The organism is Hymenobacter glaciei (assembly GCF_039539585.1).
Classification (GTDB): domain Bacteria; phylum Bacteroidota; class Bacteroidia; order Cytophagales; family Hymenobacteraceae; genus Hymenobacter; species Hymenobacter glaciei.
In genome coordinates this window covers 244,065-263,645 of sequence record NZ_BAABDK010000035.1, presented here as the reverse complement: position 1 = coordinate 263,645, position 19,581 = coordinate 244,065, and the positions used below count along the sequence as shown (strand labels likewise).

The 19,581-nt window shown below is 62.7% G+C and carries 15 protein-coding genes; 6 read left to right on the top strand and 9 right to left on the bottom strand.

Features of this window, described 5'->3' with window-relative positions; translation table 11 throughout:
* Positions 1–120 precede the first annotated feature (120 nt).
* Entirely contained in the window at positions 121–1,974 is a 1,854-nt protein-coding gene (locus ABD837_RS24490; protein WP_345059849.1) for an NPCBM/NEW2 domain-containing protein, read from the top strand.
* A 136-nt stretch (positions 1,975–2,110) separates the two neighbouring features.
* On the top strand, positions 2,111–3,094 hold the full coding sequence (locus ABD837_RS24485) for a glycoside hydrolase family 43 protein (protein WP_345059847.1): 984 nt from the start codon (positions 2,111–2,113) through the stop codon (positions 3,092–3,094).
* A gap of 79 nt (positions 3,095–3,173) precedes the next feature.
* Here ABD837_RS24485 and ABD837_RS24480 read toward each other — a convergent pair whose 3' ends face one another.
* Both ABD837_RS24480 and ABD837_RS24475 read right to left on the bottom strand, forming a co-directional pair.
* Positions 3,174–4,961, bottom strand: a complete 1,788-nt coding sequence (locus tag ABD837_RS24480; RefSeq protein WP_345059845.1) for a family 43 glycosylhydrolase — start codon at positions 4,959–4,961, stop codon at positions 3,174–3,176.
* A gap of 101 nt (positions 4,962–5,062) precedes the next feature.
* Positions 5,063–6,064 (bottom strand): arabinan endo-1,5-alpha-L-arabinosidase, encoded by a 1,002-nt coding sequence (locus ABD837_RS24475; protein WP_345059844.1) that lies wholly within the window; start codon positions 6,062–6,064, stop codon positions 5,063–5,065.
* Between the two features lie 217 nt (positions 6,065–6,281).
* Here ABD837_RS24475 and ABD837_RS24470 point away from each other — a divergent pair, with 217 nt between their 5' ends.
* A complete protein-coding gene (locus tag ABD837_RS24470; protein WP_345059842.1) occupies positions 6,282–7,154 on the top strand; it encodes an RICIN domain-containing protein in 873 nt (290 codons plus the stop codon).
* Positions 7,155–7,580: 426 nt separating this feature from the next.
* Here ABD837_RS24470 and ABD837_RS24465 read toward each other — a convergent pair whose 3' ends face one another.
* The 3 genes from ABD837_RS24465 to ABD837_RS24455 all read right to left on the bottom strand — a co-directional run bounded on the left by ABD837_RS24465 (position 7,581) and on the right by ABD837_RS24455 (position 11,739).
* Complete coding sequence (locus tag ABD837_RS24465) at positions 7,581–8,177, bottom strand: carboxymuconolactone decarboxylase family protein (RefSeq protein ID WP_345059840.1); 597 nt, start codon at positions 8,175–8,177, stop codon at positions 7,581–7,583.
* 353 nt (positions 8,178–8,530) lie between these two features.
* The gene (locus ABD837_RS24460; RefSeq protein WP_345059838.1) at positions 8,531–9,505 is read right to left on the bottom strand and encodes a glycoside hydrolase family 43 protein; all 975 of its coding nucleotides are present in this window, start codon (positions 9,503–9,505) and stop codon (positions 8,531–8,533) included.
* A gap of 146 nt (positions 9,506–9,651) precedes the next feature.
* Complete coding sequence (locus tag ABD837_RS24455) at positions 9,652–11,739, bottom strand: alpha-L-arabinofuranosidase C-terminal domain-containing protein (protein ID WP_345059836.1); 2,088 nt, start codon at positions 11,737–11,739, stop codon at positions 9,652–9,654.
* A 324-nt stretch (positions 11,740–12,063) separates the two neighbouring features.
* Here ABD837_RS24455 and ABD837_RS24450 point away from each other — a divergent pair, with 324 nt between their 5' ends.
* Both ABD837_RS24450 and ABD837_RS24445 read left to right on the top strand, forming a co-directional pair.
* Entirely contained in the window at positions 12,064–13,179 is a 1,116-nt protein-coding gene (locus ABD837_RS24450; RefSeq protein ID WP_345059834.1) for a LacI family DNA-binding transcriptional regulator, read from the top strand.
* Between the two features lie 203 nt (positions 13,180–13,382).
* Entirely contained in the window at positions 13,383–14,282 is a 900-nt protein-coding gene (locus ABD837_RS24445) for a histone deacetylase family protein (protein WP_345059832.1), read from the top strand.
* A gap of 72 nt (positions 14,283–14,354) precedes the next feature.
* Here the strand turns inward: ABD837_RS24445 and ABD837_RS24440 are convergent, their stop codons facing one another.
* From ABD837_RS24440 to ABD837_RS24430, 3 genes are all read right to left on the bottom strand, one after another.
* A complete protein-coding gene (locus ABD837_RS24440) occupies positions 14,355–15,062 on the bottom strand; it encodes a methyltransferase domain-containing protein (RefSeq protein ID WP_345059830.1) in 708 nt (235 codons plus the stop codon).
* Positions 15,063–15,112: 50 nt separating this feature from the next.
* A complete protein-coding gene (locus tag ABD837_RS24435; protein ID WP_345059828.1) occupies positions 15,113–16,285 on the bottom strand; it encodes a type III polyketide synthase in 1,173 nt (390 codons plus the stop codon).
* 195 nt (positions 16,286–16,480) lie between these two features.
* A complete protein-coding gene (locus ABD837_RS24430) occupies positions 16,481–17,599 on the bottom strand; it encodes an NAD(P)/FAD-dependent oxidoreductase (RefSeq protein ID WP_345059826.1) in 1,119 nt (372 codons plus the stop codon).
* 173 nt (positions 17,600–17,772) lie between these two features.
* Between ABD837_RS24430 and ABD837_RS24425 the strand changes: the two genes are divergently transcribed.
* On the top strand, positions 17,773–18,162 hold the full coding sequence (locus ABD837_RS24425) for a T9SS type A sorting domain-containing protein (protein ID WP_345059824.1): 390 nt from the start codon (positions 17,773–17,775) through the stop codon (positions 18,160–18,162).
* 326 nt (positions 18,163–18,488) lie between these two features.
* Here ABD837_RS24425 and ABD837_RS24420 read toward each other — a convergent pair whose 3' ends face one another.
* On the bottom strand, positions 18,489–19,577 hold the full coding sequence (locus ABD837_RS24420) for a flavin-containing monooxygenase (RefSeq protein WP_345059822.1): 1,089 nt from the start codon (positions 19,575–19,577) through the stop codon (positions 18,489–18,491).
* Between the last annotated feature and the right edge of the window lie 4 nt (positions 19,578–19,581).

Genomic DNA, 19,581 nt, shown 5'->3' with positions numbered 1-19,581 from the left:
CGCGTAGTCGAAGCATCTCTACCGCGCCAGTAATCAATGCTGATTGCAACGATGCGGTAGCGATGCTTCGACTGTGCGGACGCCAGATGAGCATGACCGTTTTGGTAGCACAACCATCCTATGAATCGACTTCGAGCCCGCCTCCTCCCTGTCACCCTCCTCGCCGCCGCCCTCGCCACCCAACCACTGGCGGCCCAGAAAGCCGCGACCGCTGCTAAAGCCGATTTCCACGCCTGGGCGGCCACACCCCCGATGGGCTGGAACAGCTGGGACTGCTACGGCCCCACCGTGACCGAAGCCGAGGTGCGCGCCAACGCCGACTACATGGCCAAAAACCTGCGCCGCAGCGGTTGGGAGTACGTGGTGGTGGACATTCGCTGGTACGTGGGCAACGACACGGCCCACGGCTACAACGAGAAAAACCCCGAATGGAACCTCGACGCCTACGGCCGCTTCGTGCCGGCGGTGAACCGGTTTCCGTCGGCCGTCGGAGGCAAAGGATTTAAGCCGCTGGCCGATTATCTGCACGGCAAGGGGCTGAAATTCGGCGTTCACATCATGCGCGGCGTGCCGGTGGTAGCCGTGCAGCGCAAGCTGCCCATCCTCGGCACCAAGCTCACGGCGGCCGACATCTATTCGAAAGAGGGACAAGCAGGCTGGTTGCACGATATGTACACGGTAAAAGCCGGCCCGGGTGCGCAGGAATACTACGATTCGCTGTTCAAGCTCTACGCCGCGTGGGGACTCGATTTTGTGAAAGTGGATGACCTTTCGGAGCCCTACCACAAGCCCGAAGTGGAGATGATTCGGCGGGCCATTGATAAGTCGGGCCGCAAAATCGTGTTCAGCACCTCGCCCGGCGAAACGCCGATTGCCGAGGCCCAACACGTGGCCGCGCACGCCAATATGTGGCGCACCGTGGGCGATTTCTGGGACAGCTGGGAGCAGCTGAAGGAGCATTTTGAAGTGTGCAACCGCTGGGCCCCACACATTCAGCCCGGTGCTTTTCCGGATGCGGACATGCTGCCGCTGGGCCGCCTGGGCATCCGGGCCGAGTGGGGCGACGACCGCAGGAGCCGCTTCACCCGCGACGAGCAATACACGCTGATGACGCTTTGGAGCATCTTCCGCTCGCCGCTGATGTTTGGCGGCGACCTGCCCAGCAACGATGCCTTCACGCTGGGCCTGCTCACCAACCAGCATGTGCTGGCGATGCACCGCCGCAGCACCCACAACCGCCAGCTGTTTCGGCGCGGCGACCTCGTGGCCTGGACCGCCGACGACCCCGCCACCGGCGACAAATTCCTGGCTCTCTTCAACGCCCAGGACCAGGAGCTGGCCCCCGCCAGTGAGGCCGCCTGGACTGGCCCGCCCATCACCCGCCAAACCCCCGGCCAAAACCAAACAGTGGATGTGGACCTCACCGGCGCCACCAACCTCTACCTGAACGTGCGCGATGGCGGCGACGGCATTGCCTGGGACCACGCCGACTGGCTGAACCCCACGCTCAGCAACGGCACTGCCTCGAAAAGCCTGACCGAGTTGCCGTGGCAACGTGCCACTGCCGGCTGGGGCCAGGCCACGGTAAACAAAAGCGTGTCGGGCGCACCGCTCATCGTGGACGGCAAAACGTACGAGAAGGGCATCGGCACCCATGCCAATTCTTTGATTGAATACACGCTGCCGGCCGGCTATACCCACTTTCGGGCCACGGCTGGCCTCGACCAGGCCGGCGCAGCGCAGAACACGGGCGGCACGCTGCAATTCCTGGTGTTCACCAAAAGCCCGCTGCGCCCAGCCCCGGCTGACTCAGTGAGGATTCCGGTGGCGTTGGCGCAGCTGGGCCTGCAAGGCGCGTGCACCGTGCGCGACTTGTGGACCGGCAAAGTGACGACTGTTTCGGCGGGCGAATTCGCGCCCTACGTGCGGCGTCACGGCGCGCGATTGTACCGGATTTCGAAGGCCACAAAGTAGGGCAAGGGAATCGTGCCGGTCCGACCGCCCTAGGCGGTCTGACCGGTTGAAGCACCACCGATTTCATCCTGACAACAACCGGTCAGACCGCTTAGGGCGGTCGGACCAGCACGCACATCTCAATTCCTGATTGGCCATGAAAATGCATTTGCCGGCCCTGGTGGCTATTCTGGGGCTGGCCACGGCCTGCCAGAAAGAAAAGCCCGCACCGTTTGTGCCGGGCGTCGTTCCCACGTTCCGCAACCCGATTGTCAAAGAGAAATTCACGGCCGACCCGGCGGCGCTGGTGTCCAACGGCATGGTGTATATCTACGCGGGGCACGACGAGGCCGCCGCGGGCCAGAACCAATACGTGATGAACGAATGGCTGTGCTACTCCTCGCCCGATATGGTGACTTGGACCGAGCAGCCCGTGCCGTTGCGCGTGAGCACCTTCACCTGGGCGCGGGCCGATGCCTGGGCCTCGCAGGTGATTGAGCGCAACGGCAAGTTCTACTGGTACGCCACCGTGGACCACCGCACGTTGCCCGGCAAAGCCATTGGCGTGGCCGTGGCCAATAGCCCCACCGGCCCGTTTGTGGATGCGCGCGGCACGGCCCTCATCACTAACAACATGACCACGGCCGTGAACAGCTTCTTCGACGACATCGACCCCACGGTGTTCATCGCCAAAAATGGGCAAGCCTACCTGTATTGGGGCAACACGGCCTGCTACTGGGCCAAGCTAAAGCCCAACATGACCGAACTCGACGGCCCTATCAACCAGATAACCAACCTGCCCGCCTACACCGAGGCACCCTGGCTGCACCAGCGCGGCGCGTGGTACTACCTGAGCTACGCCAGCGGTTTCCCCGAACGTATTGCCTACGCCATGAGCCGCAGCCCGGAAGGGCCGTGGACGTACAAAGGCATCCTGAACGAGCTGGCCACTAATTCCAACACCAACCACCAGGCCATCATCGACTTCAAAGGCAAGTCTTATTTCATCTACCACAACGGCCTGATTCCGACTGGCGGCGACTTCCGGCGCTCGGTGTGCATCGATTACCTGCGCTACAACGCCGACAGCACCATGCAACAAGTGGTGATGACCAACCTCGGCGTCGACCCCGCCTTGTAGTCGTGCTGCGGGCGCGGCTGCCAATAGAAAAGGGGCTGACCAATCGGTCAGTCCCTTTTTTATTGGCCATTGGGTGCGGTTATTCCACCGTCAGGCGCTGGTGCAGGGTGCCGCAGCGTAGCACGTAGAGGCCGGCGGGCAGGCCGGTGAGGGACAGCGTGGCCTCGGTGCCGGCCGCCGGGGCCGGCTGGGTGCGCACGAGGCGGCCCAGGGCGTCGAACAGGTGCAGCGGCGCGGCCGGCGCGGTGCCGGGCAGCGCGACCCGCACGGCGTCGTGGGCCGGGTTGGGGTAGGCCAGCAGTTGCTCTGAAGGCGTACTAGTTGAGCCACCGGCCGTGGCCAGGGTGGTCGTACTGGTCCGGCCAGCAGTTGCGGCGGCAATCGTCCAGCGCTGGCAGGTGTAGCCGCCGTAGTCGTACAGTGCCAGCTGCACGCCGGCCGTGGTTGAAGCGCCGGGTACTTCGATTACGCGGTTGCTGGCGGCGGCCGGGCTGAAGACGAACGAACCGTCGGACGCGCGCTCCACTTTCATTTTCTGGCAGTCGTTGTTCAGCCAGTCGTAGATGGCGATGGTGGTGCCGTTGCTGTTGGTGCAGCCGGTCAGGTCGGCCACGCGGTTGGCGTTCAGAGCGTTCGTGATTTTGTAAAAGCCGTCGCCCTGCGCCACGAAATCCCACTGCTGGCAGGTGCGGCTGGCCCAGGTGCCCTGCGCGATGCGCTCGCCCAGGGCGGCGGTGCAGCCCCACGAATCCCAGCACAGGCCGCTGTTCAGGTTGGTGATTTTGTAGCGGCTGTTCGCCAGCCAGTTGCGCGTGACGATGGGCCAGGCGGAGGCGTCGTACTTCAGGTTGGCGATGTCGAGCTTGGGGTCGCCGTTGGCCGTGGTGCCGTCGTAGTAGTGCATCGACACGAGGTTGACGCCGTTGTCGCGCAGCAGGCCAAAGTGGCCCGGCCCGATGTAGCGCCCCGACGTGCCCAGCACCAGGGTGCCCACGCTGCCATAGCTTCCCGCCCCGGCATTGGTAGCGGTCAGGGTTACACCGTGGCGGTCCCGAAATGGCCCGGTGGGGCTGCCGGAGCGGCCCACCACGATTTTGTAGGTGCTGTTTTTGCCGTTGCAGCAGGCACCCCGGTTGGCGTAGAAGTAGTAGTAGCCATTCTCCTTCACCACGTAGGCCGCCTCCCAGTCGCGGGTGCCGCTGGTGGTGTTGCCGGCGATTACCACGGTCGAAACCCCCACTTTTTTGAGGCCCGTGGTGGGGTTCAGCTCCAGCACGCCCAGGCCGCCGTTGAACGAGCCGTAGTACATGTACAGCCGGCCGTCGCTGTTCTTCAGAATGGCCGGGTCGATGGCGTTGACGTTGGTGCTGCTGCTGGAAGCCGCTACCTGGCCCAAATCGGTCCACTTGTAGTTGGTGGATGTGGGGTCGAGTGTGGGCGAGGTGGCCACGCCGATGGCCGATGTGGGCGAGCCAAACGCGGAGCACGAGTAGTACATATAATACTTGCCATTCATGTAAATGCACTCTGGGGCCCAGAAATTGCCCGCGAAGCCCGGCACCACCGCGTTAATCCACGCCGGCCAGGTGCCTTTCGGGAAAATGGTTTTTGGCCCCGGCGTCCACTTAATCAAGTCGGTGGAGTAGGCGGCGTAAATGCCGTCGCCGGTCGTAAACATCCAGTATTTACTGCCCTCCTTCACTAGGCTGCTCGGGTCGTGGGCGCCGGGCGAGCCTTGCAGGGCCGCTGCGGGGTGGGCCGTGCCCAGGCCCAGGGCCAACAGGAGGAAGAATGCCCATTGCCGGGCGGTGCGAACAGGGCGGGCGGCCCCAAACCGGGCCTGCGAAAAGTGTAAAAAAGACTGCATGTGGTGGGTTTTTGGTGGATGAAAAAAGTGTGTCGATTGAGTTGATGCGGGACGGATATTTGCCGCAATCGTTTGGGGTAAATGGCAAAGAAAAAGCCGGCCTACGGCGCGACCATTGGCCAGCCGGCTGCGTCCCAGCGCAGCGGCTCGATGCGCAGCTTCGAGCGGCCTTTGTCGGCCGCATCGTAGGCGTGGAAGACGAGGTAATCGGTGCCGTCGAAGGTGGCCACGGCATTGTGGCCCACGCCGTACCAGTTTTTGTCGCCCTGCAGCACCAGCGAACTGCCGCCTTGCTCCAGCGGTAGGCCCGCCTTGTCGAGGTAGGGGCCAGTGAGGGCTTTGGCGCGGCCCACCACCATTTTGTAGGTGCTCTGCGGCCCGCGGCAGCAGTAGTCGAACGAGGTGAAGAGGTAATAATAGCCGCCTTTGCGAAACAGGAAAGGCGCTTCAATGGCCCCATCACCGGGCAGCGAGTCGTTGAGCTGCGGGTTGCGCGGGCGGCGAGCCAGCGTGCGCCACTGCTCGGGCTGGGCCGGGCCCGTGAGGTCGGGCCGCAGCTGCACAAGCTTGATGCCGGCCCAGAACGAGCCAAACGCCAGCCAGGGCCGCCCGGCCTCGTCGCGTATCAGGTTGGGGTCGATGGCGTTCCACAGGTCGCGGCCCGGCACCGACTGGATAACCCGGCCGTGGTCGGTCCACTTGAAATTGGGCGCCGCTGGGTTGAGGGTAGGGGAGGTGGCTAGCCCAATGCAGGATGTGTTTTTCCCAAACGCCGACACCGAATAGAACAGGTAGTACACGCCGTTGTGCACCGAAATATCCGGCGCCCAGATGTGGTTGTCGCGGAAGCCCGGCACCGCCTGCGTGGCCCAGGCCGGCGCGGCGGCAAACACCGGCTTCTCCCGTTTCCAGTTCTGGCGGTCGGCCGACGACCACACGGCAATGCCCGGCCCGGTGCCGAACAGGAAGTACGTGCCGTTTTGCCGAATCAGCACCGGGTCGTGCACCGGAATGGGAGCCGGGGACACCTGCGCCGCTACTGGCACACTGGCTCCGAACAGGCTCAGCCACAATGCCCAGGGTAGCCGATAGAATACAGACATAAACGATTGTGTATTGAAGGTGCTCTTGTGAAAACGCATGTGGGTGCCATTGTAAAGGTGACAAGCAAATCTACGGAATTTATTTACACAATCGTTTGTGAAAACAGACTATGCTTTGTTATATTTGTCAGGTAGCCGCCTCTGGTAATGGGTGCGGCCTGGGGCCAGCAAGTCTCTTTTCAGTAGTTCCTTATCACCATTTTTCCTTCAAATTCCCATGAAAAATTCTGTACTCTTTGGGGCACTGGCCGCTTTGGGCCTGCTCGTCGGCAGCACCGCGGCCCGGGCCCAGGGCGCCATTAGCAACGGTGCTACCTATCGCATGACGCACTACGGCGTGCCGGCCGATAATTCGGCCGTGCAGTACGGCGTGCCCACCGGCTCGCCGCTTTGCCTCGATGTGGACCGCAACCTGACCACCGCTGGCGCTACCTTGGGCCAATGGGGTGAAAACGCCAACGATGGCCAGCAATTCGTGTTCGAACTGCAGTCGGACGGCTCCTACAAGCTGCGCCACAAAGGCACGGTGATGTACGTGCAGACCGTAGGCCTGTCGAAAGCCGTGAATACCCGCATCGAGCAGAATGTGTTGGTAACCAGTAATGACGATGCCCAGCGCTGGCTCATCACCGACCCAAATAACAACGGGCGCTACAAATTCACCCTGAAAAACTCGGCCAACGCGCAGGGCGTGTTGCAGGTGCTGGAAATAGGCTTCGCCAGTGCCGCGCCGGGTGCCCCGGTCAACCTGTACGACGACAACGGCTTCGAGCAGGCGCAGCGTTGGGTGCTCACCCGCACCGTGCTGGCCACTAAAAATGCCGCCGGCGAAGTACTCTGGCTGCAGGCTTACCCCAACCCCGCCGCCCGTGGCCAAGCCCTGCGCCTGCGGGTAGAAGCCCAGCGTCCCGGGGCCGCTACCATCGAAGTAATTGATGCCCTCGGCCGCCCGGTGTACCGCCAGAGCGCCTCATTGGTAGCTGGCGGCAACCCCGTAGAACTGACCAACGCCGCGTTAGCCCCCGGCCTCTACCTTGTACGCATGACCCAAAGCGGTTTCGTGCAGCAAACACGCTTCGTGCAGCAATAAACTGCCCCATAAGCAGAAAAAAGCGCGCTTCCCCGCAGGGATGCGCGCTTTTTGGTGTCAACATCACCCCCGCTCCGAAAAAAGGAGGTACCGGTTCAGCTTGAGTATAGCGTGGCCAACTTTATGACCGGGGTGGTGCACTCGTTGTTCGCGGCCTGCTGGTGCTCGACCCGAAAAACTGTTGAACACCCGGAAGAGCGAAATCGAAGCCTTGCTGTGGTTTAGTCCGAGCCATTTAGCAAAGCAGCAGCAAGGCTTCGATTTTGCTTGGGCGAAACCACGGTACGGATGAGGAAACGGCTTCAGCAGGTGTTGCAGCCCATTGCCGGCCCCATGCACGTGGGGCCGGCAATCGGCAGCTCGCGTCCCTTTGGCCTCGCCTATGGAAGTGCGGCATTCCCTGCGGCGATTGTTTGGGTATGCGGTTCAGGCGTGTTTACCGGGCGTCCAGCCATGGCCGGCCAGTTGCTGCTCGCCCAAGGCCACGGCGCCGGGCTCTAGGTGCGTGCCCATCGAATCGTTCCAGCGGTTGAGGTAGCCAAACAGGCTGACGACGCCCAGCATCTCTACGATTTCGCCCTCGTTCCAGTGCTGGCGCAGGGTGGCAGCAATGGTTTCGTTCACGGCGTTGGGCACGGCCGAGGCGGCCACGGCAAAGTCTAGCGCTGCCCGCTCGGCCGGCGAGAAAGCAGGGTAGGTGGCATATTCCCAGATGTGGTCCATCTGCTCCTGTTCGGCGCCGTAGCGGCCGGCTGCCAGCATGGTGTGGGCCTGGCAATAGAGGCAGCCGGCCGCCAGGCTGCTCACGTAACCAATAAGGCGCTTCAGGGCGCTACTCACGCGGCCTTGGTTGGCCATCACGGCCTTGTTCAACTCGATAAAGGCCGTGGCAATGGCCGGCCGGTGCTGCATGGTGAGCACGCTGTTGGGGCAGAAGCCCAACGTTTCGTTGAAGAAAGTGGCCAGCCGCGCCACGTCGGGGTTGGCATCGGCAGGCAAGGGCGCTACGAGGGGAAGGGACATAAAGTCAGAAAACAAGGCGAATGATGGCCGCGCAAAGCTGCATCAAAATAACTGGCCCGGCTAAGCCCCAACCGCGCACCCACAGCCACCGCCCCCTACCGTTTGGCTGCCCGCGGTGGGCGGGCGCAAATGGGCGATGGCGCAGGTACAGCCTGGTTTTACACTAGCAGGCGCGGCGGCCCCCAGCTCGCAGGCGCGGCCATGCGCTGCAAGGCGGCAGCAGGCAGTGCCTGCGGGCCGGGCCATCAGGTGGTCGCTACCTGTGGGCACATAAGCCTCGGGGCGGAAGGGCGGGTAGGGATGCGGGGTCGGCCGCGCTGGCCAGCTTCGCGCCCCCCCAGTGGTGGGGGCGTTTATTTTGCCGCCCGCACACCCTCGGTGGTCATCACCACGCGCTTCAGGGTACCGTTGGGGTTGTAGTAGAGGTAGTCGATGCACACCGAGCGGCGGAAGCTGCCGCCGTCGGTCGGGAGGCTGCCGTTGTGGTACACGAAGTACGACTGGCCCTTGAAGTCGATGATGGCTTGGTGGTTGGTGTTGGAGTTGCCCGCCACCTCGTTTAGCAGGCCTTTAAACACCCACGGGCCCATAATGCTGCGGCTCATGACGTAGGCGATTTTCTCCGGAAACTGGCAGGCGTAGCTCAGGTAGTACCAGCCGTTGTGCTGGTGCACCCAAGGGGCTTCGGTGTAGTTCGGCAGGTTAGTTACCTGATGAATTTCGCCATCAATCTCCGTCATGTTGGCCTTTAGCTTGGCCCAATAGCAATGCGAGTTTCCCCAGAATAGATAAGCCTGCCCGCTTTTTTCGATGAATACCGTCGGGTCGATGTCGTCCCACATAATCTTGCTTTCGGTCTGGTTATTCGTCACCAGCGCCGAGCCACGGGCATCCTTGAAGGGGCCGGTGGGGCTGTCCGAAACCGCCACGCCGATGGCCTTGCCCGGCATACTGCCGTGCTCCACCGCCGCGTACCAGTAAAACTTGCCGCCGCGCTCCACCACCTGCGAGGCCCAGGCATCGTCCTTCGCCCAAGCAAACGCCTTCACGTTCAGCGGCGACGGATGCTCTTTCCAATGCACCATGTCGGTGCTGGAGTAGCAGAGCCACTCGTGCATCACGTAGCGCTGCTCGGGGGCAGGCGCTTCGTCGTGGCCGGCGTAGAGGTACACCGTGCCGTTGTGCACCAGCGCCGCCGGGTCGGCCGTGTATTTGTCTTTGATGACGGGATTGCCAGCTGAGGGCATGGCCGAGGCCTGCGCCAGCGCCGCTAAGGGAGCAGCTAGCAGCAGCGCAGCGGCTATAATGGCTTGGAAAGCAGTTTTCATGGAAGTGGTTTCTGAACTTTTGAGAGCGATGTAGAGACGCGACCCTTCGCGTCTCGGCGTCCGCGCCGCATGCGGGTCGTTCAACGAGTCCGTTCAGCGGAACTAACGCCAAGACGCGAAGGGTCGCGTCTCTACATCGTTCTTGCCTAGCGCTTGCCGGGGATGCGCAGCACCGTGAGCGAGTACGGGGCCAGCGTGTAGCTCACGTTAGAAGAAGCTACTTTGAACGTGGACTCCTGCGGAGCGAGGTGCTGCGGTTGGTCGAGGCTGTTTACCGCGTTCAGGTCGGGGCTGGCGAGCACAGTGGCTTTGCCGGTTTTGCCGAGCTTTTTCACGCCGGGCAGGCTCAGGGCTACCGGGCGGGCGGTAGCGGAGTAGTTCACCAGCTTCACCACGATGTCGCCGCTGGCGTCGTCGGCTACGGCGCTGGCGAAGAGGTTATCGGTGCCGTTGGCAGCGTTGGCGGCGCGCTGCACGGGCAGCATGGTGGTGCCTTTGTTGGTGGCGTACAGCTTCTGCACGTAGTAGTTGGGCGTGCCGTAGGTGCGCAGGTTGTCGAACCAAATCATGTTCGGTGTCCACTGCCAGGCGTCCACGTGGGCCAGCATGGGGGCGTATGACGCCATCGATACCTTGTCGGCGTTGCGCTCCAGGCCGGTCATAAACGCGGCTTCCGAAATGGCGGCGTCCCAGCTGTTCTTGTTGTCGGGGCTGGCGATGCCCACGGTCTGGGCCGCGTACTCACCGGCGAAGATTTTCGCGCCGTTGGTGGGGTAGTTGTCGTAACGGGCCACGTTTTTGCGGAACCACTCGGGGCTGGCATAGTAGTGCTCGTCGATGTACTCGGCTTTCCACTCGCGCAACTGCTTGGTGGCGGTGTCGAACAGTGCACCATCGGGTGCGGGGCCGGCGCTGCTCACAATCTGCATGGCCGGGTACTTCGCCTTCACGGCCTTGGCAAACGGCTCGTAGCGAGCCAGGTACTGCGGTCCCCACTGCTCGTTGCCGATGCCAATCATCTTCATGTTGAAAGGTGCGGCGTGGCCCATGGCTACGCGCTTAGCGCCCCAGGGGCTGCTGGCCGGGCCGTTGGCAAACTCAATCAAATCGAGCGCATCCTGAATAAACGTCTCCAGCGTCGGCTCGTCCACCGCAGCAGCGGTGCCCGCGTTCGGCCCCTTGGCAGCGCTGCTCATGGGGGCCAGCTCGGCCGAGTTGAACTGGCAGGCCATGCCCACGTTCAGAATCGGCAGCGGCTCGGCCCCAATGTCCTCCGAGAGTTGGAAATACTCGAAGAAGCCCAGGCCGAACGACTGGTAGTAGTCGGGGGTGAATTTGCTGATAAACTCGGTGTTCCAGCGGTTTATCAGCGGCTTGCGGGCCGCCACGTCGCCGATGGTTTCCTTCCACTGGTAGCGCTGGGCCAGGGTGCGCCCTTCCACAATGCAGCCGCCGGGGAAGCGCAGGAAGCCGGGCTTCATGTCCTTCAGCAGCTGCACGAGGTCGGGCCGCAGGCCGTTTTCGCGCTGGTTCCAAGTGTCCTTCGGGAACAGCGACACCACGTCCAAATCGAGCGTGCCGGTGCCTGCCACGGTTAGTTTTAGGCGGCCGTGGGCGGCAGTAGCGCTGGGTTTCAGCACCACGCTGTACTTCTTCCACTCACTGGTGAGGCCGGTAATCTGAGTCTGGGCCAGGGTGCGGCCTGAGGCGGGCGTTTCGGGGCCGGGGCCGCTGCGGCCGGGCTCCTCCAGCGTCACGTTCAGCGCCGAGATGCTGCCCGCGCCGCGCCGCAGGTAGATGGAAAACGTGTACTCCGCATCCTGCTTCAGGCCCATGCCCCGGAAGCCTTCGTTCACGAAGCCGGCGTCGGGGTTAGCCGTGGCCACGCTCAAGCGCAGGAAGTGGTTGTTGGTGGGGCCGATGGGGTTCTCGCCCGCCACGCGGTAGTCGGCCAGGCCGGCCGCGCCGCGCAGGGCCTTCCAGCCAATGAGGTGGTCGTCGGTTTCGAACGACTTGTTTTTCACCCGCTCGGGGTAGAGGCCACCATCAGCGGCAAAGTTTATGTCCTCAAAAAACAGCCCGTACATGTTTTTGGACACGGGCGCGCCAGGCTTGTTCACCTGCACAATGAGGGAGGTGGGCGCCGTTTGGGCACTGGCAGGTAGCAGGCCGAGTAGGGGGCTCAGGGCCAATGCGGCCAGCGGCAACAAGCGTGTGGGAGTGAAAACGGACATAGCAGCGGAGAATGGAATGAGAAGGGTAGGAGAGCAGTGAAGCAGCAGGGGCGACTAGACCGGCGGGCAAGTCCGCCCCATTGAATGAGCTCTGAATTGATAGTTGACACAATCGATTGTGTAAAGTAAAGACAAAAGGTTTGCATCTGGTGTATCTTTCGCCAAAACTGTCTGGATAAGTACCGCCTTACACAAGTATTTACCTCTTGCCGGGTAGCTAAAACCAGCTGAATTAACGTAGTTTTGGGGGATTTTCAGTGGGGAATTCTTCGGTGTTTTACACAACTGGTTTCCCGCGTCCTTCCTTGTGCTCAGCACGCTCCTATGGCTCCCCGAAAAAAAACTGCGCCGGACACGAATTCCACCAGTCCGGTATCGATGGCCGACCTGGCCCGCGAGCTCAACGTGTCGATGACGACCATTTCGCGCGCCCTCAGCGACCACTTCAGCATCGGGCCCGCCATGAAGCAGAAGGTGCTCAAGCTGGCCAAAAAGTATAACTACCAGCCCAATCACATGGCCTCGGCCCTGCGCAAGGGCAAAAGCAAGCTGCTCGGCATTGTGGTGCCCTACATCGAGGGGCGGTTTTTCCCGTCGGTGGTGCACGGCATCGAAACGGCCGCCAGTAAGGCCGGCTACAACGTCATCATCTGCCAGTCGAACGAAGACGTGGCCCAGGAGCGCCGCAACCTCGACTCGCTGCTGAGCGCCCAGGTGGCCGGCGTGCTGGTGTCGCTCTCGCGCACCACCCTCGACCACAAGCACTTTGATAAGCTGCGCAGCCGCGGCCTGCCGCTGGTGTATTTCGACCGCGTGGTGGAGGGCGACAACGTGAACACCGTGGTGCTCGACGACCGCGAGGGCGGCTACCTGTCCACGCGCCATCTTATAGCCCAAGGCTGCCGCCACATTGCCCACCTGGCCGGCCCGCAGCACCTGAACATCTACAAAAACCGCCGCCAGGGCTATTTCGATGCTTTGCGTGAAGCCGGCTTGCCCGAAGACGAAAGCATGGTCGTCTACACCGACATGCTGCAGGAGCAGGGCGCGGCCGGCCTGCGCCAGCTGCTGGCCCTGCCCACGCCGCCCGACGCCGTGTTTGCCGCCGGCGACTTCTGCGCCCTCGGGGCCATGCAGGAAGCCCGCCGCCAGGGCCTGCGCGTGCCCGACGATGTGGCCATTGCCGGTTTCAGCAACGAGTCGTTCACGCTCGTGGCCGAACCCAACATCACCACCGTCGACCAGCGCTGCGAGGAAATGGGCCAGGCCGCCGTGCGGCTTCTGCTTGAGGTTATCAACTCCGCAGGGGCTGCTTTTTCGCCCCGGCAGGTTGCGCTGCGCCCCGAGCTGCTGGTGCGCGCCTCTTCGTTGCGGCCCGCGCCTGCGGCTACACCTGTGCCTAAAAAAGTAGCTGTTAGCCGCCCCAAGGCCGTCGGCTAAGCCCAAAAACAAAATACCCCGGCCGCAGGGCTGGGGTATTTGGTGATGTCTCTGGGGTTTCCTCAGCTTTACCAGCAGCTGGTGGCCGTATTCACGTTAGCAAGAAGCACACCGAAGCGCAGAAAGGCAAGCGCAACAGCTAACTTTTAGCGTTACAAAATTGTGTAGCCATTAGTGCCATACGGGCTGCCAACTTTTGCTCCATGCTTTCCATTGCCTTCGCGCCCTGCTACGCTCACCCATTGCCCGCTGGCCACCGCTTCCCCATGCTGAAGTACGAGCTGTTGCCCGAGCAGCTGCTGCACGAAGGCACCGCAACCGCCGCCGATTTTTTCGTGGCCCAGCCGCCACCGGATGAGGACATTTTGCGGGTGCACGACGCCGACTATTACCAGCGCCTGCGCCTGGGCCAGCTTACCCGGAAGGAGGAGCGGGCTACCGGTTTTCCGTGGTCGCGGGAGTTGTTCGAGCGCGAAATCACCATTCTGGGCGGTACCATTGAGTGCGCGCGGCGGGCCCTGGTACACGGCGTGGCCTTCAACATTGCGGGTGGCACGCACCACGCGTTTCGCGACCGGGGCGAAGGCTTCTGCCTGCTGAACGACCAGGCCGCCGGCGCCGCTTGGCTGCTGGCCCACGGCCACGCTACCAAGGTGCTGATTGTGGACCTCGACGTGCACCAGGGCAACGGCACGGCCGCCATTTTTCGGGAGGAGTCGCGCGTGTTCACCTTCTCGATGCACGGCGGCCGCAACTACCCCGCCCGCAAGGAGCAGTCCGACCTCGACCAGCCCCTGGCCGACGGCACCGACGATGCCGAATACCTCCAGCTGCTGGCCGAAACCCTGCCGCGCTTGCTGGCCGACGTGCAACCCGATTTCGTCTTTTACCTCGCCGGCGTCGACGTGCTGGCAACCGACAAGCTCGGCCACCTGGGTTTGAGCCGCGAAGGCTGCCGCCGCCGCGACGAGCTGGTGCTCGGCCTCTGCCACCAGCACCGTCTGCCGGTGGTGGTATGCATGGGCGGTGGCTATTCCGAAGGCATCATCGACATCGTAGAAGCCCACGCCAACACTTTTCGAGTAGCCGCCGCACTTTTTTAACGGTTAACGGTTAGTGGTCAATGCTTAATGGTAAGTGCATGACTGTGCTTCGCTTCAGTTAACCACTTGCCATTAAGCATTGACCACTAAAATCAGCTGCCAGCGGAAGGCCCAGCGCCAGCGCAGCTCGTAGCGCGTGATGCCGGCCCGCGCCAGCAGGGCCACCCAGTCCTGCCGCCGAAAGGCCCGGGCCACCGACAGCGGCGCATCGTGCCGCACCAGGTACGAGCCGCCCAGCAGCCGCGTCAGCCACTTGATGCTGTGGTAGGCCAGCCAGTGCCGGTGCAGGTCGTTGATGACCACCGCCACCTGCGCCTGCGCCTGCCACTGCTGCAGCAGCGTCACCAACTCCTCATCACTGAAATGGTGGCAAAACAGGCTGCAGGTGAGCACATCAAACGGTTCAGCCTGAAATTCGGGAGAGAAAATATCGAACTGCTGAAAACTGATTTCGGGAAATTCCTGGCTTTTGGCCGTGGCGTATTCCAGCATGAAAGCATTGGCGTCAATGCCCGATAATTCCGCCTCAACAGCGTTTTTGCGCGTCCACCTGGCTATGTGGCGCAGAGTGTCGCCACCGCCGCTGCCCAGGTCGGCCACCCGCAACGGGCGCCCGGCCGGAAAGCTTGGCCGGAGACGTTTCAGTGCATCGAGCACAGGCGCGTAGCCGCCCAGCCAGGTATTAATGGTTTCGAGCTCATCGAGGTTCTGGCGCAGGTCATCGCTGGCCAGCGTCAGGTCGTCCATCAGCTCGGGGCCAGGGGCTCGTTTGGTTAGCAATGCACAGTGGGTAAGTAGGTGAGATTTGCCGCCGAGCCAAGGGGCGAGCCTTACGCAATGGCTTCAGTTAGCGCGGTGGCCTGCTTTCGGCTCATTGCTGCTTGTTCATTACTCACCGATAATTGCAATAGCATGGCCTCCATGGTCAGGCCCGGGCCAAAAGCGAAGCTGAGCACCGGCGCACCGTGGTCGGCGGGGGTAGCAGTGGCCAGCACCTCGCGCAGCACAAACAGCACCGTGGCCGACGACATATTGCCGTAGTCGCGCAGCACGCGGTAGGCATGGCGGTTGTCGTCGCGCGTCAGCCCCAGCTCGGTTTCGATGGTCTCCAGAATCTTGCGCCCGCCGGGGTGAATGGCGAAGTGCCGGATGTCGGCCAGCTGCACCGGCAGGCTGGCCAGCAGCCCATCGGTCAGCTTCCGGATGCCGCGCTGAATGAGCTTGGGCACGTAGCTGCTCAGGGTCATCTCGAAGCCAAAGTCGTTGATGTGCCAGGCCATGTCGTCGTGGCCATCGGGCTCCAGGCCGCAATGGAAGCCTTCGAGCGAAAGGCTCGGCACGCCATTGGGCAGCGGGCGGGCTTGCACCAGGCAGGCTGCCGCCCCGTCGCCAAACAGCGCGTTGCTGATGAGGTGGTCTTCCTCCGGGCTTTTCTGGAAATGCAGGGTGCACAGCTCCACGCTCACAATCAGTACGCGGGCCTCGGCATCGGCCCGGCAAAAAGCATCGGCCAGCTTAATGGCGTTCACGGCCGCGTAGCAGCCCATAAAATTCACGCAGGTGCGGCGCACGTCGGGCCGCAGCCCCAATGCCTGCACCAGCTCAATATCGAGGCCCGGCGCGTACATGCCCGTGCAGCTTACCGTCACGAGGTGCGTGATGGTGGCTGCCTCCACATCGGGCACCTGGCCCAGGCTGGCGCGCACGGCTTCCACAGCCAGCGGCAGGGCCTCGCGGCGGTAGGCTGCCATGCGCTGCCCCACGCTCGGAAAGGGTTCCAGCGTGGGCGTGTTGGGGAAAAACGTGTACTCGCCCATTGCCCGGCCGTAGTCGGGCAGCACCGAGTAGCGGTGTTCAATTCCCGAAACGCGGTATAGTGCCCTCAGCTTGCGCGTGTCGCCCTCACCAAACTGCAGCGCCCGGGCCATAAACTCGGCAATTTGCGGCTGGGCAATGCGGTGGATAGGGTTGGCAGTGCCGATGGCACCTAAATAACTCGGCATGCCGGAAATAAATTAGGAAGACGGATTGTGGAAAGCTGGTGGAACGCAACTGCCGGCTTACACCGCAGGTTTTAACATCTACGGTAAAAGAAGCACGTTTATCGCTTGGCGCATCAAAATCGGGCCAATAACATTGTGGCGTAGGCCTGCCGCTACCTCCTGGCCCATATGCTCAGCCCGGCTTCCTGCCCGCCGTTAAAAAGGCTGCCCGTGGGTGCGCCGCATCAGCGCGCGCACGGCGGCTGGCCAGTGGCGCAGGCCGCCCACTACCAGCTCGCTCAGCACCGGGCCGCCAAACAGCCGCTGCACCGCCCGGCCCACCCGCAGCCGCGCCCCAAACTGTGCCTGCCAGGCTTGGGCGTAGTCATGTTCCAGTTGCGGCCGGGAGGTGTGCCCGGCCAGGAAGTTGTGCGTTGCCGCTACGGCCAGCGCGGCGCCGTGCAGCGCCATGGCCATGCCGTTGCCGCACAGCGGGGTTATCAGCCCGGCCGCGTCGCCCACCATTAGCACATGTTGCTCCACGGGCTGCTTGGGGGCGAAGGAAATTTCGTTGATAACTTCCGGCTGCGGGTACAGCACCTCGGCCGAATCCAGAATCTCGCGCAGGCGGGGGTTGCGGGCCAGCACCGCCTGCTCCATGGCCGGAATGGTGCCGTGCTGCTTCAGGTTGTCTCGCGTGGTGAGGTAGCAAAAGCACAGCTTGTCTTCCTCAATAGCCGAAATGCCAGCGTAGCCATCGGCGAAGTTGTGCAGCGCAATCACGTCGCGCGCAAAACCAGGCAGGCGCAGGTGGTATTTCACCCCGATGTAAGGCGAGCGTTGCGCGAAAAACGGCCGTTGCAGCTGGCGGTCCAGCGCGGCGCGCTTGCCGTAGGTGCCCAGCACCACGCGGGCCATCAGCTGGTGGCCGTCGGCCAGCGTCACGGTGTGGCGGTCGGCCACCGCGTCGTAAGCCACGTCGGTTACGGTGCTTTTCAAATAGAACGTCACGCCCCGCGCCATAGCCAGGCGGTACAGAAAATCATCGAGCAGGTAGCGGCTCACGCCAAAGCCCCCCAAATCGAGCGGGCTGGTGAGCACGCGCCCCCCCGGCGAGCTCAGCACAAACTGCGCAATGGCGGCTGGGGCCAGCGCGGCCGGGTCGGCCCCGAGGCGGCGCAGGTAGGGCAGCACTTCGTTGCTCACGTACTCGCCGCACACCTTATGAAAAGGATATTCCTTGCGCTCTACCACTGCCACGCGGTGGCCGCGGGCGCTGAGGTCGAGAGCAGCTGCCAGACCGGCAAGGCCGCCGCCAATTAATAGTACATCCACTTAGTTGGTCGGCAAAGAGCCGGTGATAATGGCGAAATTAGTTTGCTTTATCGGGGTTTTGATATATTTCTGCTGCAGCACCAAAACGATTTCGTACCTTTGCTAACCTAAATCAAAATCTATCGTTAAGTTCTAGCGCACTGCGCTTAGTCTTGAGGGGCCTAATTCTACATATGATGCAACGCTACTTACTTACTCTACTCATCGGCGCATGTCTGGGCCTGGGCCTGGCGCCGCTTCAGTCGGCCGCGCCGGCTGCTGCTGCCGTGGTGCGGCACCGCCCCGGCCAACCGGGCAAGCCCGGCGATGAAGGCAAAACCTTGCTCGTCTATCCCAACCCCAGCACGGGCATCGTGCACCTCACCATCAACAACCTCCAAGGTAAAAAAGTGGAACTGAGCGTGCTCAACGTCATTGGCACGGTGATGTACCGCGAAACCCTTACCGAACTCAACGACCGTTACACCAAAATGCTCGACCTGAGCAAATTTGCCAACGGCCTGTACTACGTACGCCTCGAAGCCGAGAACACCAGCCAGATGTGCAAGCTGGTTATCCGCTAAATAACCCCGGACTTTCGGCAACATCAACATAAAAAAAGCAGCCGTTGGGCTGCTTTTTTTATGTCCAAATAAAGCGAAATCTAGCGGGCGCGTACGGGAACGGGCACCAGCATTTCTTTTACATTGGAAGCAGTTTTGAGCGCGAGGATGGCCGTGGCGAGCAACAGGCCGAGCATGAAGATAAACATGGTGCGAATAGGAATGTCGGATGGATAATGGGCCGCGCCTTTCGGGGTGGGCTTCAGTGCTTCAACCCCGAAACCAGCCGGCAGGTTTCAATAAGATTTGGGCATTCGCGATGGGGCTTCCGACCACTGGTTATGTGCTTATTGCCCAGCCAGCAGGGCGGCCACCACGCGGCGGGCATCGGCTCCGGCTCCGTTCAGCAGAGCCGAACTGCGGGTATCGAGCCAGCTCAGGCCCAGAAAGGCTACGCCAAGCGCCGCAGTGAGGCCGCGCTGGTGCTGCGGGCTGCCATCGGGTGCTAAAATGGGTAGCTCAATCCATGGGTAGTGAGGGCGGTAGCCAGTGGCCCATACCACGCCCTCCAGCGGCGGCGTAGCCGCCCTTTTTCCCTGGACAACACCGCCAGGCAGCACACCGGTGGCCCGACCAATAAACATCGCATTGGCAAAGCTGCGCAGGTGGTGCAGGTCGCCGCTCACCACGCCGTCGGGCTTGCTGTGCAGCCAGCGGCCCAGCACCGTGTGGCGCGACACCCGCAAAAAGCCCGTGGCCGTCATCCCGGCCCATATCAACTGGTTGTTGGGAGCGGCGTTGGTGCCCTCGTCGAAGGCAGCCAGCACGGGGCGGCCGGTGGCAGCCAAGTCGGCGGCAATTTGCAGGGCCGAGTTACCGCTGCCCACGACGGCTACCGGGCCGGTGCCAGGCAACTGGCCGGGGCGTTGGTAGTGGCGGCTGTGCAACTGCACCACGGCCGCCGGCAGTTGGCTGGCCCAGGCGGGCACCCGGGGCTGCATATAGGGCCCCGTGGCAATAATGACGTAGCAGGCCAGGTAGGTGCGGCCGGCAGCAGTGTGCACCACATAGCCGGGCTGGTCGGGAGCCGGCGCCAGGCGCGTCACGCACTGGCCGGTATCGATGGGCAAGTTGAACTGGGCCGCGTAGTCGTGCAGGTAAGCCACGGTTTCGTCGCGGGTAGGGTAGTGCAGTGGGTTTCCGAGCCAAGGCCGGCCGGGCAGCCCGCTGGCCCAGGCCGGCGAAAACAGCCGCAGCGAGTCGTAGCGGGCGGCCCAGGCCGCGCCTACGGCCGGCTCGGCCTCCAGCACCCGGAAAGTCACCCCGCGCTTTTGCAGGTAATAGGCTGCTGCCAGTCCGGCCTGGCCCGCACCAATTACCAGCGCATCGAGCACGACGGGAGGCGGAACAGATACTGTGGGCAAAGGAAAGGCCATGCGC

Coding starts and splice junctions, on each gene's coding strand:
- ABD837_RS24490 (WP_345059849.1), top strand. CDS start 121: ATGAATCGACTTCGAGCCCGCCTCCTCCCTGTCACCCTCCTCGCCGCC.
- ABD837_RS24435 (WP_345059828.1), bottom strand. CDS start 16,285: ATGCCGAGTTATTTAGGTGCCATCGGCACTGCCAACCCTATCCACCGC.
- ABD837_RS24465 (WP_345059840.1), bottom strand. CDS start 8,177: ATGTCCCTTCCCCTCGTAGCGCCCTTGCCTGCCGATGCCAACCCCGAC.
- ABD837_RS24455 (WP_345059836.1), bottom strand. CDS start 11,739: ATGTCCGTTTTCACTCCCACACGCTTGTTGCCGCTGGCCGCATTGGCC.
- ABD837_RS24445 (WP_345059832.1), top strand. CDS start 13,383: ATGCTTTCCATTGCCTTCGCGCCCTGCTACGCTCACCCATTGCCCGCT.
- ABD837_RS24470 (WP_345059842.1), top strand. CDS start 6,282: ATGAAAAATTCTGTACTCTTTGGGGCACTGGCCGCTTTGGGCCTGCTC.
- ABD837_RS24450 (WP_345059834.1), top strand. CDS start 12,064: ATGGCTCCCCGAAAAAAAACTGCGCCGGACACGAATTCCACCAGTCCG.
- ABD837_RS24485 (WP_345059847.1), top strand. CDS start 2,111: ATGAAAATGCATTTGCCGGCCCTGGTGGCTATTCTGGGGCTGGCCACG.
- ABD837_RS24425 (WP_345059824.1), top strand. CDS start 17,773: ATGATGCAACGCTACTTACTTACTCTACTCATCGGCGCATGTCTGGGC.
- ABD837_RS24420 (WP_345059822.1), bottom strand. CDS start 19,577: ATGGCCTTTCCTTTGCCCACAGTATCTGTTCCGCCTCCCGTCGTGCTC.
- ABD837_RS24475 (WP_345059844.1), bottom strand. CDS start 6,064: ATGTCTGTATTCTATCGGCTACCCTGGGCATTGTGGCTGAGCCTGTTC.
- ABD837_RS24460 (WP_345059838.1), bottom strand. CDS start 9,505: ATGAAAACTGCTTTCCAAGCCATTATAGCCGCTGCGCTGCTGCTAGCT.
- ABD837_RS24480 (WP_345059845.1), bottom strand. CDS start 4,961: ATGCAGTCTTTTTTACACTTTTCGCAGGCCCGGTTTGGGGCCGCCCGC.